Below are 15363 nucleotides of genomic sequence, written 5' to 3' on the forward strand. Positions count from 1 at the left end.
AGAGCTACCTCGCAGGCCTCGAACTCCGCGCCTCGATGATCTGGCTCGAAGACATCCTGCGAACAGCCGATTGATCACGACATCACACAGGCCCTAGGTCCGGCCAGGTCTCCGGCGATCAGACCCAGCTCCTAGCTCTGCATGGGCGCCTCCCGTGGCTCCCGGGAAGCGAGCCTCTTGCGACGGTGGCGTATCGCGTGTGTCATCGTGCCCGCTGCTGCTGCCAGGCACAGGCCGCCGGTGACGAGAGGGATCACCGCGAACCAGGGGGTCTCCCAGAGCCCGCCCGCGTCGCCGGCGTAGATGATGCCGGTGAGCGTGAGGAAGAAGCCTGCTATCAGCCGGCCGGGCTGGAAGTCATGACGTAGCACGGGCCACCTCCGCCTGTCCGACGCCGACCTCGAGGGTGAGGTCGAGCGTGCCGCCGTTCTTGGTGCTGCTCGTGGGTTTGAGAGTCCGTTCCTCATACTTGCCGGGGGCCACGTCCACGTCCTGCTTTCCGTCGCCGGGGAACTGGATGTCGCCGACGCCCACTTCGACGTTCAGCTTCACCGTCGCGTCCTTGGGCACGACGACTTTGAGCCGGCCCACGCCCACCTCGACGCTCGTCGTCACTGTCTGGCCCTCGGCCAGGGGTATCCGGGTCAGATCGAGCGTGCCGACGCCGGTGCCGAGTTCGTAGGCAGGCCGTACGTCCGCCACCGCGGCCGGTGTCCAGTTCGTGCGCACCCAGTGCGTGCTGATGTCCTTCGGGAGCGCCGCCGAGCAAGCCAGCAGGGCCGCGGTGATGATCGCGAGGAAGACCGACCCCGCCCCCGTACGCCCCAGGAACGCGCTGACCGCTATGCCTGCGCCGAGAACGATGAGAGCGCTCGCCAGGCCGGCCTGGAGGCTGGTGCCCAGCGCGTGGTCGTCCCAGGTCGCACTGGTGCCGAGGGCGCCCGCCAGCAGGGCAAGGAGGAACACCCAGCCGCCGATCCAGCGAGGGCCGCGCGGCTTCGGCTCGCGTGCGCGTATGTCCCTGCCGTAGTTGCCCTGCGCGATATTGACCGCTGCCGCGATGTCCCGGTCCTGGGTGTCACTCGGCCCCCATAGATAACCGGTGCCTCCTACATGAGTGCCGTCCTTGACGATGGGATCGCGCCACCAGGAGGAGAAGGAGTCGGGGACGGGCGGTGCCTGGGCTTCCGGTGGCGCATCGGCCACCGCCTGCGCGGCGAGCGGGTCGGGGCCGGGTGCGCCGCGCTGCCGCGACCAGTAACCGGCGCCCGCCAGAACCAGCGCGAGCGTGGTGGCGAAGGTGAGCACCCCGCCGTTGCCCAGCATGGACAGGAACACCCCGCAGCCGACGAGCGCGAAGAGCACGGCCGTCAGCGCCTGGCCGTCGACGCGGCCGGTGAGCAGCTTGCGCAGCTCGTTCTCCTCCTCGTCGTCGTACGCCACGAACAGCCAGGCGAAGCCGTAGAAGATGAGGCCGATGCCGCCGCTCGCAGAGAGCACCGCGAGCCCGATGCGGAAGATCACCGGGTCCATGTCGCACTGCCGCCCGAGCCCCGCACACACGCCGCCCAGCATCTTGTGCCGCCGGTCGCGCCGGAACTTCTGCGGGACCTCGGGCACGACCGGATCTCCGGGCGCGGGCGGGTCCCCGTGCGCGCGCGGTTCCTCACCCGCGGTGGCCGGGGCGCCGGCGGCGGGCACCGCGTCCCGCGGCCCGGCGGGCGGAGCCTCGCCCGGGCCGGAACCGGGTACCGGACCCGCCGCGGCGTGCTGGTGGTCTGTCATGTGTCCATGGTGACGGGCGCGGCGGCCCGGCGGCAGTCGGGACGACCCTGGCCGAACCCTGAAATCGTCCCCGAGGCATCAGGCCCTTGATCCCCGAGACGCCCCGGGCGTCGAAGATCAGGGGAGTCTCGGGGGTCGACCCTGATGTCCTGGCTCGACTCGCGTGTGAATATCGATGGCATGCCGGAAGTCGCAGCTGTGCCCGTCGAGGACCCGCGGCCGCCGCGCAAGCTCTACCGCAGCAGTGACGGACGCTGGCTCGGTGGTGTGGCGCGGGGGCTCGCCGGGCATCTCGGGCTGCCCGTGATCTGGGTGCGGCTGGTCTTCGTCGGATTGTTCATGGCCGAGGGCCTCGGGGCCTTGCTGTATGCCGCGTTCTGGTTCTTCGTGCCGCTCGGCGTCGGAGGCGTGGACACCGGACGACCTCCGGCCATCGCCACCGAGACCTCCACCGACGGGCGCCGCAGACTTGTCGCCCGCAAGCCCGACAAGGGCCAGATCGTCGCGCTGCTCGCGATGGTCGTGGTCGCGATGATCTTCGTCGGCAATGTGGACCTGAGCGGCGGGGCGAAGGTGTATCTCTGGCCCCTCGTCCTCGTCGGCGCGGGCGTGGCCCTGGTCTGGCGCCAGGCGGACAATGCGCGGCGGGCCCGCTGGATGGAGGTCGGCCGCCACCGGCGCACGCTGACGCTGGCCCGCTCCGCGGCCGGAGTCCTGCTGGTCACCGTGGGCGTCTCCGGGATATTCGTCCTCCAGGGCTCCGCCGCCCACCTCGGCTCGGTGTTGCAGGCGGCGCTCGCGGTCCTCGTCGGCATAGCGCTGCTCGCCGGCCCCTATCTCGTACGCATGACCCAGGACCTCTCCGAGGAGCGGCTGATGCGTATCCGCGCCCAGGAGCGGGCGGAGGTGGCCGCGCATGTCCACGACTCGGTACTGCACACCCTGACGCTGATACAGCGAAACGCGGAGAACGCGGGCGAGGTCCGCCGCCTCGCCCGCGCCCAGGAGCGCGACCTGCGCAACTGGCTGTACAAACCGGAGGGCACCGGCAAGGACGAGGCCGACGAGCCGGACACCCTCGCCGAGGCGGTCCGGCGCAGCGCGGCGGAGGTGGAGGACAAGCACGGCGTCCCCATAGAGGTCGTGGTCGTCGGCGACTGCCCGCTCGACGACAGAATCGGTGCCCAGATGCAGGCCGCGAGGGAAGCGATGGTGAACGCGGCCAAGTACGGTGGCGAGGGCGGCGCGGTGCAGGTCTACGCCGAGGTCGAGGGCAGGACGGTCTTCGTGTCCGTCAGGGACCGCGGCCCCGGTTTCGACCTGGACGCGATACCCGACGACCGCATGGGCGTCAGAGAATCGATCATCGGCCGCATGGAGCGCAACGGCGGCACGGCCCGGCTGCGCGCCGTACCGGACGGCGGCACGGAGGTCGAGCTGGAGATGGAGAGGGCGGAGACATGAGCGACGCGAACGAGCCGGCCGGGACGGTCGAGCCGGGCGGTGGCGCGACCGGCGCGGGCGCGGCCGAGGGCCCTGCCGCGGGGACCGGCTCTGCCGCGGCCGACGCGCCGTCGCAGGCCGCCGCCGAAGCCAACGACCCGGCGGGCACGCCTGATTCGGCGGATGCCGGACCCGTTCGGCGGGTCCGGGTGGTCCTCGTCGACGACCACCGCATGTTCCGTACGGGGGTCCAGGCGGAGATCGGGCAGACCGAGCGGACGGGTGTGGAGGTGGTCGGGGAGGCCGCCGACGTCGACCAGGCCGTCTCGGTCATTACGGCCACGCGGCCCGAGGTCGTCCTCCTCGACGTGCACCTTCCGGGCGGCGGCGGGGTCGAAGTCCTGCGCCGCTGCGCCGCGTTGATGGCGGATGCCGAGCAGCCCGTACGGTTCCTCGCGCTGTCCGTCTCCGACGCCGCCGAGGACGTCATCGGCGTCATCCGGGGCGGCGCCCGGGGCTATGTGACGAAGACGATCACCGGCACGGACCTCGTCAACTCCGTCTTCCGCGTCCAGGACGGCGACGCGGTCTTCTCCCCGCGCCTGGCCGGTTTCGTACTCGACGCCTTCGCCTCCACCGACGCCCCGCCCGTCGACGAGGACCTCGACCGCCTCACTCAACGCGAGCGCGAGGTCCTCCGCCTCATCGCCCGCGGGTATGCCTACAAGGAGATCGCCAAGCAGCTGTTCATCTCGGTGAAGACGGTGGAGTCCCATGTCTCGGCGGTCCTCAGAAAGCTCCAGCTGTCCAACCGCCACGAGCTGACCCGATGGGCGACGGCACGACGACTGGTCTGACCTTCCCGGTCGTATGGCTGTGGCGACTCAAGCGGGTGCGCTCCGCTGGGGGCAACCCGATTCCTCGGGATGGGCCGGACTGATGGCGACCGCCTTGAAGAACGTGTAGTGGAAGGTGCCGTCATCCACCGCTGTGCGGTGGAGGTCGGCTATGCCTCGGTCTCAGTCCGAGGGGGTGATGAGGCCCGCCGCCAGGGCGCCCTTGCGTACGGACTCGATCATGGCGATGAAGGTGTTGCGGGTGAAGCCGTCCACCAGGGTGGGCCGGGAGCGGTCGGTGTAGACGGTGCGGGGGCGGACCGTAACGTCGTCGTATCCGGCGTCGGCGATGAGGGGATGCAGTTCGCGGCCGATCAGGGCGTTTGCGCCGGGTGCGGCCTGGAGTTGGATCAGGCAGTCGATGGCGGCGTGGGCGTACGGGCTGTGGGGATGGAAGAACGTCGAGCCGTGGTCGCCCTCGATGACCGTGAGCGTGCCGCCGGGGCGGAGGACGCGGCGCAGGGCGGTCAGCGCCTGGCGCGGGGCGGGCAGGTGTTCCAGGACGAAACAGACGAAGATGTGGTCGAACTCGGCGTCAGAGAAGGGGAGTTCAAAAAGATTCGCCTGGTGCCACGTCACGTGGCCCTGGGGGAACAGGGCCGTGACGCGGGCGCGCGCCTGAGCGAGGGAAGCGGCCGAGACGTCCACCGCGAAGTGCGCCTCGAGGCTCGCCTCGACCAAGTGGACCGTCTGGGCGCCCACTCCACAGCCCACCTCCAGGACCTTGCTGCCCGCGGGGTATGTCGTGTCGGCGTGGAGCAGTTGCGCCAGGGTGTCGGCCTGGTCGCCGAGGCGGCGGGTCTCGTGGGCGGAGTAGCCGGGTGCGCCCCGTCAGGGGCGCAGGGCTGTGTCAATTTGCGGCTCCGCCGCGTGGGCGCGACCAGCCACAACCGACCTGCACCCGAGGTCCTTCCTGAGGGGGCCTGGGCGCAGCCCCAGGGATGGGACGGGTAGGCGCGGCGGGGCGAGACAACCTCACACCACCCTCGTGGCCCCCGCGAACGGCATCTCGTCAAGCGGAGCGAGCCGCACAGGCGCCGAAGGATTGGGCGCGTGGATCATCTGCCCGTTCCCCACATAGAGCCCCACATGGCTGATGCCGGAGTAGAAGAACACCAGGTCACCGGGCTTGAGGCCGGCGCGCGAGACTCGCTCCCCGGCGTCGATCTGGGCATACGTCGTCCGAGGCAGCGAGATCCCCGCGGAGCGGTACGCAGCCTGCATGAGGCCCGAGCAGTCGAAGGCGTCGGGACCGGTGGCACCCCACACATACGGGCTGCCGAGCTTCTCGTACGCGTACGAAACGGCGGCCGCCGCACGGGAGTTGGGAGCCGCAGCGGTCGAGCCCGGGGCCGGCGGAGCGGAGCGTGAGGTGCGGGCCGTGGCGGCGTCGTCCGCGCCGATCCGTGCTCGCTGTTCGTCCGTCAGGCGGGACAGCAGCCGCCGGGCCTCGCCGAGCTTTCCCGTGACCGTCTTCTTGTGCCGGTTCAGCGCCGCCTGCTGGGACTTGAGCGAGGCCAGCTCGACATGGGCGGCCCCGCGCAACTGCTCGATCTCGCGCAGTTGGCCGCGTACGCGCGAAACGGTCGAGGCCTGCCGGCTGCCGGCGCGTTCGGCGAACGCGGCCTCATCCAGGTACTGATCGGGCTCCGAGGAGAGGAAGAGCCGCAGCGCGGGGTCCAGGCCCCCGTCCCGGTACTGCGCGGCAGCCACCGAACCCAGAGTGTCCCGCTCGGAGTTGAGCCGCTCCGTCCTGCGGGCGGCCTCGTCCTGGAGGAAGTCCACCCGTTCCTCCGCCTTGTCGGCCTTCTCCTTCGCCCCGTTGTACTTCTCGGTGGCGACCTCCGCCTCCTGGTACAACTTGTCGACCTTCGCCCGCACCTGATCCGGGGTCAACCGTGGCTCGGCGTGCCCCGCACCGTCGAAGGAGGTGGCGCTCGCCGCGCCCGCGAGTGCGATCGTGAAGGCGGTGCGGGCCGTATTGCCACCGAGTGAGCGCTGTCTTGGCTTGCGGTGCGCTGCCACCTGGACACACTTCCTTCCCGAACGGGCCGGTCACGCGTCCGGCGGCGGCCCGCACAGGGGGAGCGGGCCGCCGCCGGATCTTCTCGGCGGTGATGTACCGGCTGCCGCCCCTGGTCCGGACGGCGGTGGGGAGCCGGTCACCTGGGGAAGGACGCTAAACCTGACCGTGCCGGCTTGGTAACGCCATGTACGGAACTGACGGGACTGGGCAACGAGGTGACCGTGTACGACCGTGATCCCGGCCTGGAGGCGCCGAGTTGACGCGAGGCGTTGACCGATGCGGCAGTCGTGGAGGCCCGGGCGGCTCGGCGGTGCTATGGGCCCGTCCGTGTCCGCAGGCCTCTGTCACTGTCCGCAGGCGTCCGTCAGGGCCCGTACGGGGACGCGGGGTGGTGTGAGGCCGTGCAGGGGCCCCCGGTTAGGCTCCGGCGTCATGGACGTACTCATCCATCTCTTCGTCGCCCTGCACATCATCGGTATCGCCGCACTCCTCGGCGGCTTCCTCACCCAGATGAAGGCGATGGGCGAGGGCACGGCCCGCTTCGGCCCCGCGATGCTCCACGGCGCGTTCACCATGCTCGTCACGGGCGTGATCCTGGTCGGCCTCAACCAGGCCGACGACCAGACGGTCAACAACATCAAGATCGGCGTCAAGCTGGCGTTGCTGATCGTGATCCTGGGCCTCGTGTACGTGAAGCGGGACGAGGAGAAGGTGGACAAGGGCTTGTTCGGCCTGGTCGGCGGGCTGACCACCGCGAACGTTTTCATTGCGGTGCTCTGGACGTGACGGCCTGAAGAGCCTCAAAAGCGGCCCCTTGAGGAGCCCCGAAACGGGCTCACGCGCGCGTGCACCCCGAAAAGGGGTCCACGCGCGCGTGCCTCACGCCGGACGGACCACGCTGTGGACCGGCATGTAGTAGATCGACTCCTCGCGGACGTACGCACCCGGCTTCGGGGCGTGGATCATCATGCCGTCGCCGAGGTAGAGGCCGACGTGGCTGATGTCGTCGTAGAAGAAGACGAGGTCGCCGGGCTGGGCGCTGGCGACCGAGACCTGGGTGCCCACCTTGACCTGGTCCCAGGTGGTGCGCGGGAGGGTGACGCCGGCGGCCTTCCAGGCCGCCTGGGTGAGGCCGGAGCAGTCGTAGGAGTCCGGTCCCGACGCGCCCCAGACGTACGGCTTGCCGGTCTGGGAACGGGCGAAGGCGATCGCCTTCTCGCCCTTGGCCGTCGTGGTGCCCGCGGAGGTGCCCGTGCCGGTCGAGGTCCCCGCGCCGGTGGAGGGCGCGGGAGTCGGCTGGGCCTGCTGCTGTTGGCGGCGCTGCTCCTCCGCGGCCTGCTGCTGCCGCGCCAGCTCCTCCGCCTTGCGCTGGGCCTCCTCGCGCTTCTCCCGCTCGATCGCCGCGAGCCGCGCCTTCTCCTCGGCGGTCAGCTGCGAGAGCATCTGGCGCGCCTCTGCGAGCTTCCGCTGAACGTCCGCCTTGGACGACTTCAGGGTGTTCTCGGTCTTGGTGAGCGCCTGAAGGCTCTCGGAGGCCTCCTGACGCTTCTGCGTCATTTCGGACTGCTGCGTCGCATAGTCGTCGACGGCCTGCTGCTGGCGGCTGGTCAGCCGGTCCATCAGCTGGTTCTGGTCGAAGTAGTCCTGCGGGTTGTCCGCGAGCAGCAGGGACGCGGTGTCAGGGGCGGCGGCGCCCGTACGGTACTGCGCGGCGGCGAACGTACCGAGCTCCTCGCGCGCTTCGTTGAGCTTCTGCGTGCGGGAGGCCACGTCGTCAAGGAGGTTGTCGACCTTCTTGCGCTGCTTGCCGGTCTTCTCCTTGGCGCCGTTGTACTTCTCGGTCGCCGTCTCCGCCTGCTGGTAGAGGTCGTCGACCTTCTTCTGGACTTCGTCGAGGCTGGGCTTCGGCTCCGCCGAGGGCGAAGCGTTCGCGGTCTGCGACAGGAGGGCCACCGAAGTAAGAGCGGCGGTGGCGAGGGCAGGGGTCCGTATGCCCTTGGGACTGGACGACCGCGCTTTGCGGTGTGGCGCCACGAAGGCGACTCCTTCCGTGCTCCGCCTACCGAGTTAGCTGTCGGGTTCGGGCGTGTGCTTCGGAAGGTTTGCCCTACGGTCCTCGTCCCCTAAGGGAGTTGGCCCGATTCACCCCAAGGTCGGTGGGTCCCCGGCTCCGGGCGGCCACAAGGGCGTACCGGACTCGGCGGGAGCCGCACGGCCCGGCGACGTTCGCCGGTGGGGGTCGAGCGGCCCACTGCGAAAGCTAACCAACTCGTGTGGCTCCTGTGAAGGTTGATGTGCGAATTGTCCGATACGTTTTCGTGACCTTGACCTCAGGCGTCATGATCCGTCGCCGACCGTGACGGGACGGTCCTGGAGGGTGAGAGGAATCCCGGCAGGCTCGTCCCGGCAGAGCCTCCAGGGTTTTGGGGCAGCTTTTCAGGGCGGCCGCGAGGTGTCAGTGGGGGAGCCTAGACTCGGAGAGCGATGAGCAGCCTCTTTGATGACAGCTTCCTGGCGGACCTCAAGCCCTCGCGGGACCACGAGGAAGAGCCCCCGCCACCGCCCGAGGACGATCACGTACCGGAGCAGGTTCCGGACGATCTGTTCGGCGGGAAGTTCGACGTGCCGCCGGACCGGGAGGCCTACTACCGCGACGGCGCACCCCGTCCCCATGTGGACGCGGCCTCGCTCCTGGAGGGGCTGAACGACAACCAGCGCGCGGCCGTCGTGCACTCCGGCTCCCCCCTGCTCATCGTGGCCGGCGCCGGCTCCGGCAAGACCCGTGTGCTCACGCACCGGATCGCGTACCTGCTCGGCGAGCGGAAGGTGCATCCGGGCCAGATCCTCGCGATCACGTTCACCAACAAGGCCGCGGGCGAGATGAAAGAGCGCGTCGAGCACCTCGTCGGCCCGCGTGCGAACGCGATGTGGGTGATGACCTTCCACAGCGCGTGCGTGCGGATCCTGCGGCGGGAGTCGAAGAAGCTCGGCTTCACGTCCTCGTTCTCGATCTACGACGCCGCCGACAGCAAGCGCCTCATGGCCCTGGTCTGCCGCGACCTGGACCTCGACCCGAAGCGCTTCCCGCCCAAGTCGTTCAGCGCCAAGGTCTCGAACCTCAAGAACGAGCTGATCGACGAAGAGGACTTCGCCGCGCAGGCGAATGACGGCTTCGAGAAGACTCTCGCCCAGGCGTACGCGCTCTACCAGTCGCGGCTGCGCGAGGCCAACGCCCTCGACTTCGACGACCTGATCATGACGACGGTCAACCTCCTGCGTGCCTTCCCGGACGTCGCCGAGCACTACCGCCGCCGCTTCCGCCACGTACTGGTGGACGAGTACCAGGACACGAACCACGCCCAGTACGCCCTCGTACGGGAACTCGTCGGCACCTCCGAGCACCCCGTGGACGTACCCCCGAGCGAGCACGACGTGCCGCCCGCCGAACTGTGCGTCGTCGGTGACGCCGACCAGTCCATCTACGCCTTCCGCGGCGCGACCATCCGCAACATCCTCCAGTTCGAGGAGGACTACCCGGACGCGACGACGATCCTCCTGGAGCAGAACTACCGCTCCACACAGACGATCCTGAGCGCCGCCAACGCGGTCATCGAGCGCAATGAAAGCCGCCGCCCCAAGAACCTGTGGACCAACGCGGGCGCGGGCGCGCGCATCACCGGCTACGTCGCCGACACGGAGCACGACGAGGCGCAGTTCGTCGCCGACGAGATCGACCGGCTGACGGACGCCGGTGAGGCGAAGGCCGGCGACGTCGCCGTCTTCTACCGTACGAACGCCCAGTCCCGCGTCTTCGAAGAGGTCTTCATCCGCGTCGGCCTGCCCTACAAGGTCGTCGGCGGCGTCCGCTTCTACGAGCGCAAGGAAGTCCGGGACGTCCTCGCGTACTTGAGGGTTCTCGCCAACCCTGAGGACTCCGTACCGCTGAGGCGGATTCTCAACGTCCCCAAGCGGGGCATCGGCGACCGGGCCGAGGCGATGATCGACGCACTCGCCTCGCGGGAGAGGATCAGCTTCTCGCAGGCGCTGCGCCGCGTCGACGAGGCGTACGGCATGGCGGCTCGCTCCACGAACGCCGTCAAGCGGTTCAACACGCTGATGGAGGAGCTGCGGACCATCGTCGAGTCGGGCGCGGGCCCGGCCACGGTCCTGGAGGCCGTGCTCGAACGCACCGGCTATCTGGCCGAGTTGCAGGCTTCCACGGACCCGCAGGACGAGACCCGTATCGAGAACCTTCAGGAACTCGCCGCCGTGGCCCTGGAGTTCGAGCAGGACGCCGGTGAGGGCGAGGCTGTGGGCGGGCTCTCCGACTTCCTGGAGCGGGTCGCGCTCGTCGCCGACTCCGACCAGATCCCGGACGAGGAAGAGGACGGCTCCGGCGTCATAACGCTGATGACCCTCCACACCGCCAAGGGCCTCGAGTTCCCCGTGGTGTTCTTGACCGGCATGGAGGACGGTGTCTTCCCGCACATGCGCGCGCTCGGCCAGACCAAGGAACTGGAGGAGGAGCGGCGGCTCGCGTACGTGGGCATCACACGCGCGCGGGAGCGGCTGTATCTGACGCGGTCCTCGATGCGGAGTGCCTGGGGGCAGCCCTCGTACAACCCGCCGTCCCGCTTCCTGGAGGAGATTCCGGACACCCATCTGGAGTGGAAGCGGACGGGGTCCATGGGAGCGGTGGCCTCCGGCCCCGCGGCGGGCGTGGCGGCCTCCCTGCCCTCCTCCCGCTCGCGCTCGGCGGCCTCGGGCGCCTCCGGCTTCGCCACGCGGCGGGGCGGGGCCACGGAGAAGCCGGTGGTGTCGCTGGCCGTGGGGGACCGGGTCACACACGACCAGTTCGGGCTCGGCACGGTGGTCGGCGTGAAGGGCACGGGGTCGAACGCGGAGGCGACGATCGACTTCGGGGACACAAAGCCGAAGCGGCTGCTGCTGCGGTACGCGCCGGTGGAGAAGCTGTAGCCCTGCGGGGCTCGGTGGCCGCGCGGCGGGGCGGTTACGTCGGGTTGAGGCCGTGGCTGCGGAGCCACGGCAGGGGGTCGATCGCGTCGCCGCCGCCCGGGCGTACCTCGAAGTGGAGGTGCGGGCCCGTCGAGTTGCCGGAGTTGCCGGAGAACGCGATCGGGTCGCCGGCCTTCACCTCGGTTCCGGAAGCGACCTTGTACGTGGAGAGGTGGCAGTACCACGTCTCCGTACCGTCCTTCGCGGTCACGATCGCCATGTTCCCGTACGCGCTGTTCCACTCCGTACGGACGACGCCGTCGGTCGCGGCCATCACCGTCGTGCCGTACGAGACGGGGAAGTCGATGCCCGTGTGCACGGACATCCAGTTGATGCCGGCCTGGCCGTAGTAGGCGCTGAGCCCCTTCTGCTCGACCGGCACCGCGAACTTCGGACGCAGCCGCTCCTTGCGCGCCGCCTCCGCCGCCGCCCGCTTCTTCTCGGCCTCCTGCTGGGCCTTGAGATCGATCCGCTCCTGCGTACGGCTCGCCCGGTCGGCGAAGTCGTCCGCGTCCGCGGTCAGGCTCTCGAGCTGGGTGTCGAGCTTGTTGTTGGCGGTTGCCGGCTGCACAGCGGTCGTGCCGGTCGCGGCCGTCGTCTCATTGCTCTCGTTCCCGTTCCCGCTGCCCACGGATGCTGCCGCGATCCCGGCCACACCCATCACACACGCGGACGGCACCGCAACCGTCAGCAGAGCGGAACGCTTGGGCGGGGTGCGGCGGCGGGAGCGGGAGGCTGCACGGGATGCGGTACGGGACCCCGGGCGGGGGGCCGGCAGGACGGCGGTGGCGTCCGGGGCGAGCTCTTCGGGGCCGTCGAGGAGAGGGGGTTCGTCGTGGCTGCCGGTGCTGAGATCGGTGCCGGTGTCCGTGTCCAGGTCGTCGGAGGCGGGGAACTCGTCCTCTATGACGGCCTGTTGTTCGTACGTGACCGGCTCGAAGATCGCTGTGGCCGACTGGTCGTACGGTTCGTACTGCTCATGCGGCTCGTGCTGGTCGTACGACGCGTGCTGCTCGCCACCGTCCGAGTTCCACGCGGTGGCGTCGTACGCACCCGAGTCGAAGGTCTGCGTGTTCCACTGCTGGGCCTGGCCGAGCGGATCGGCCTGGAGCCAGGCGTTGGCGTCCCACTGACCGCTGATGTCGGGGCCCGTGGACTGCGCGGGGATTCCCATGAGCCGCTGCTGACCGGAGGTGTCCGTCCACAGGCCGTTCGCGTCATGGCCGCCGGTGTCGTACGCGGCGTGGTGGTGAGCCGCGTAGGGGTCGTAGTTCAGCGTCTGGTGACTGCCGGTGGACGCGTACGAACCCGTGACGCCGCTGCCCGGCAGGTCGCCGAAGAGGGGATCGGTCTCGAAGCTCGTCGTGGCCTCGAAGGGTGGCGCCGCGCAGGCACCCGGTGTGCCGTATGTGTCGTAGATGCCGGTGGGCGCCGCGTCAAATCCGGTGGCGGTGTAGGCGTCGTACGTGGTGAAGTCGCCGTACTGGAACCCGTGCTCGCCATGCGACGCGAAGTGCGTCGAGGCGGCTTCGGGAGCCGCGGCCGGGGGCGGTACGGTCCCCGACGGGTGACGGTCGTTCACCAACTTCTCTTTCGCCTCGACGACAGGGGCGCTGGCAGAGCAGTGCGGTGACTGTACCCGGCGGTAGACGGGCGCGACAATCTTCGGCCGTCATCCCCCGCTCGGGAAACGGGCATTCGGCCGCCTTTCGGCGGACTGCGGGTGCGACTTTGGCCTTTCGTTCGATGAACGTTCGAGGGCGCGGGGGTGTTCCCCGGCTGTTCGGCGTTCGATATCCAGCCGGTGCGCGGGGAGTGTTGTGACTTACGCCACGGTCAGTCCGCCGGTGCGTGCGGCGGCAGGGACTCCCGCGGTCTCCTCGATGTCGAGCACCTGCCGTATGCCGGCTGCGACCGCCGGGTGCACGGGCAGGGCGAGGTGGCCTATCCCGCTCACCCGTACGTTCTGTGCGAGCAGGTCCGGGTGCTCGACGCAGGCCGTCTCCAACGGGTCCATCAACTGGTCGAGATCGCTCCAAAAGCTCACAAACCGGGTCCGGCAGGCCGGTGCGGGCTCGCGCAGCTCCTCGAGCACGGTGGAGCCGGGCCGCATCTGCCGCACGATCGGATGCGCGTTCATCAGCGGTGCCACACGTGTGCCCGAGTGCGGCGTGCCCAAGGTCACAAGCGTCCGTACGCGTACGTCGCCGCCCAGACGCTGCACGTAATAGCGCGCGATCAGTCCGCCGAGGCTGTGGCCGACGATGTCCACCTCCTGCTGACCGGTGCGCTCGCAGATCTCCTCTATGTGCCGGCCGAGCAGCTCGGCGGCGGTGCGTATGTCGCAGGTCAGGGGCGAGTAGTTGAGCGACTCGATCTGCTGCCTGCCGTGCTGGGCCAGTGAGCGGCGCAGCAGCACGAACACCGAGCGGTTGTCTATGAATCCGTGGAGGAGGACGACCGGTGGTTTGGGCTGGGTAGGCAGGCGGTGGGCCTCGGCGTCACGGTCGGTGTCTGCCTCGGTCGCGATCTCGGAGGTGAAGTCGTCCGGTGCGCGGCGGGGCCTGGGGAGTGAGGCGGAGGGGAGGTTGGGGGCCGGAGAGGGCGAAGCGGCGCCCGGGCGGCGCTCTTGGGTGATGCCCGTGGGATAGAGGATCAGGTGTCCCGCGAGGATCGCGACCTCAAGGGCCGTGGCCTTGAGGAGAGTCAGTGAGAGTCCGGCCAGTCTGCTGGGCAACAGCCGTTGACAGAGCGGCAAAAGCGGATAAAAGGGCATTACTGCCCTGGTGACCTTCATGGCCGACCTCCCGTCGGCGCACGGAAGGACGGCTTTGTCCCCCGTGTGCCCTCATGGGAAACCGCCGACGAGGAGTACGACGGTGCACGGGTGGCGTTTATCACGCCCGTGGAACGACGGGAGTTCCCGTCGTCGTGCGGTCGCCGAAATGCCGCGCCATCCGGCCGCCCGGCTGGCGGCGCGGAGGTGCGGCGACCTCGTGGCGGCTCCCCTTGCGCCCGGCCCGGCTGTGGCCCATGTGCCTCAGGGTGCGGGATCGGTGCGCGGCGAACTTGTCCCATCGTGTGATTTCCCCCTCGGTCTCCACCGCGAAACTGCCGGTTGCGGGATGGTGGCGATAACGTTCGTTCACTTCCCCGGCCGGCGCGGTGCGGGGTGGCTGTGCCGCTGGGTACACCTGACGTGGGCTGACGTGTAACGGTTGCGACGAGTCGCCGTCTGCGTCTTGAGGTGCTATCAGTCGATACAAGCCGGTGCGGGACGGTAACAGGTCGATTTAGGTTTTTGCTAGATACGGATTTTCGCAGTCCGGTTCGCTGGAGATCGTTTCTCGGCGGGGCGGAAGTCGGTACATGGAGGCAACAGTGATGGGTGTGGCAGCCGGTCCGATCCGCGTGGTGGTGGCCAAGCCGGGGCTCGACGGCCACGATCGTGGCGCCAAGGTGATTGCGCGGGCCCTGCGTGACGCCGGCATGGAGGTCATTTACACCGGCCTCCATCAGACGCCGGAGCAGATCGTCGACACCGCGATCCAGGAGGATGCGGACGCGATCGGGCTCTCCATTCTTTCCGGGGCCCACAACACCCTTTTCGCCGCCGTCATCGAACTCCTCAAGGAGCGCGAGGCGTCGGACATCAAGGTCTTCGGTGGCGGAATCATCCCCGAGGCGGACATTCCGCCCCTCAAGGAGAAGGGTGTCGCCGAGATCTTCACGCCGGGGGCCACGACGGCGTCGATCGTGGACTGGGTCCGAGCGAACGTTCGGCAGCCGGCTGCCTCTGGTTGAGCGAGGGCGCCTACGGGGGTGGTGGGTTCGGTTCGTCGGCGAGTGCGGGCCCGTCGTGGCTGGTCGCACCCCGCGGCGGAGCCGCATATGTCACAGCCCCGCGCCCCTGAAAGCAAAAGCCTGCGACTGCCCGCGCCCCGAGGAGCAAGCGCCCCGGGAAAGCCCGCACCCCAACCACCCGCAGTTTCCCACCGGCGGGAGGGGACGTGGGCCGGTGCGTCGTATGCCCGTCGCTCAGGTTCTGTCTCAGGCCACCTGCGCCCTGTGAGCCGAAGGGCCGTATGCCCACGCTGCGACGAGCTGACGCACCAGCCCACGGCCCCGACCCACGCACGCACCCCAGGGGCGCGAGGAACCGCGCGAGCAACCACTCACCCACCCGCACCCGTCAAC

Annotated in this window: 13 protein-coding genes and 1 riboswitch; of the genes, 5 read left to right on the forward strand and 8 right to left on the reverse strand. The window is 69.5% G+C overall.

Translation table 11 applies throughout. From position 1 onward, the window contains the following. Positions 1-131 precede the first annotated feature (131 nt). Together ABD357_RS06925 and ABD357_RS06930 are read right to left on the reverse strand one after the other, a co-directional pair. Positions 132-371, reverse strand: coding sequence for a hypothetical protein (locus ABD357_RS06925; protein WP_344388239.1), 240 nt, complete (start codon positions 369-371; stop codon positions 132-134). Next, on the reverse strand, positions 358-1785 hold the full coding sequence (locus ABD357_RS06930) for a PspC domain-containing protein (protein ID WP_344388241.1): 1428 nt from the start codon (positions 1783-1785) through the stop codon (positions 358-360). Before ABD357_RS06930 ends, ABD357_RS06925 begins: the two co-directional genes overlap by 14 nt. 180 nt (positions 1786-1965) lie before the next feature. On the opposite strand from ABD357_RS06930, the gene ABD357_RS06935 reads away from it, so the two are divergent. Further along, positions 1966-3249, forward strand: coding sequence for an ATP-binding protein (locus ABD357_RS06935; RefSeq protein ID WP_344388243.1), 1284 nt, complete (start codon positions 1966-1968; stop codon positions 3247-3249). Continuing rightward, positions 3246-4085: a LuxR C-terminal-related transcriptional regulator gene (locus ABD357_RS06940; RefSeq protein ID WP_344388246.1), complete on the forward strand. Its 840-nt coding sequence runs from the start codon at positions 3246-3248 to the stop codon at positions 4083-4085. The genes ABD357_RS06935 and ABD357_RS06940 overlap by 4 nt, the downstream gene beginning before the upstream one ends. A gap of 162 nt (positions 4086-4247) precedes the next feature. Here the strand turns inward: ABD357_RS06940 and ABD357_RS06945 are convergent, their stop codons facing one another. Beyond that, positions 4248-4895: a methyltransferase domain-containing protein gene (locus tag ABD357_RS06945; RefSeq protein ID WP_344388379.1), complete on the reverse strand. Its 648-nt coding sequence runs from the start codon at positions 4893-4895 to the stop codon at positions 4248-4250. Between the two features lie 204 nt (positions 4896-5099). After that, entirely contained in the window at positions 5100-6149 is a 1050-nt protein-coding gene (locus ABD357_RS06950; protein WP_344388248.1) for a C40 family peptidase, read from the reverse strand. A gap of 433 nt (positions 6150-6582) precedes the next feature. Here ABD357_RS06950 and ABD357_RS06955 point away from each other — a divergent pair, with 433 nt between their 5' ends. Beyond that, the gene (locus ABD357_RS06955; protein WP_344388251.1) at positions 6583-6936 is read left to right on the forward strand and encodes a hypothetical protein; all 354 of its coding nucleotides are present in this window, start codon (positions 6583-6585) and stop codon (positions 6934-6936) included. Positions 6937-7029: 93 nt separating this feature from the next. Here the strand turns inward: ABD357_RS06955 and ABD357_RS06960 are convergent, their stop codons facing one another. Continuing rightward, positions 7030-8184, reverse strand: a complete 1155-nt coding sequence (locus ABD357_RS06960) for a C40 family peptidase (protein WP_344388254.1) — start codon at positions 8182-8184, stop codon at positions 7030-7032. Positions 8185-8191: 7 nt separating this feature from the next. Continuing rightward, a riboswitch (cyclic di-AMP (ydaO/yuaA leader) is annotated at positions 8192-8363 on the reverse strand. A 271-nt stretch (positions 8364-8634) separates the two neighbouring features. On the opposite strand from ABD357_RS06960, the gene pcrA reads away from it, so the two are divergent. Further along, positions 8635-11127 carry a DNA helicase PcrA gene (gene pcrA / locus ABD357_RS06965; protein ID WP_344388256.1) on the forward strand — a complete coding sequence of 831 codons (2493 nt, stop codon included), beginning with the start codon at positions 8635-8637 and terminating at the stop codon, positions 11125-11127. Positions 11128-11161: 34 nt separating this feature from the next. Here the strand turns inward: pcrA and ABD357_RS06970 are convergent, their stop codons facing one another. The 3 genes from ABD357_RS06970 to ABD357_RS06980 form a co-directional block, all read right to left on the reverse strand. Beyond that, positions 11162-12748, reverse strand: a complete 1587-nt coding sequence (locus tag ABD357_RS06970) for a M23 family metallopeptidase (RefSeq protein ID WP_344388258.1) — start codon at positions 12746-12748, stop codon at positions 11162-11164. A gap of 243 nt (positions 12749-12991) precedes the next feature. Further along, positions 12992-13963, reverse strand: coding sequence for an esterase/lipase family protein (locus ABD357_RS06975; protein WP_344388260.1), 972 nt, complete (start codon positions 13961-13963; stop codon positions 12992-12994). Between the two features lie 100 nt (positions 13964-14063). Continuing rightward, complete coding sequence (locus ABD357_RS06980) at positions 14064-14201, reverse strand: hypothetical protein (RefSeq protein ID WP_344388262.1); 138 nt, start codon at positions 14199-14201, stop codon at positions 14064-14066. Between the two features lie 349 nt (positions 14202-14550). On the opposite strand from ABD357_RS06980, the gene icmB reads away from it, so the two are divergent. Further along, positions 14551-14970, forward strand: a complete 420-nt coding sequence (gene icmB / locus ABD357_RS06985; protein WP_328769183.1) for a coenzyme B12-dependent isobutyryl CoA mutase small subunit — start codon at positions 14551-14553, stop codon at positions 14968-14970. Positions 14971-15363: the final 393 nt, after the last annotated feature.

Origin of the sequence: Streptomyces vastus, from assembly GCF_039532825.1 — a bacterium.
Lineage (GTDB): Bacteria > Actinomycetota > Actinomycetes > Streptomycetales > Streptomycetaceae > Streptomyces > Streptomyces vastus.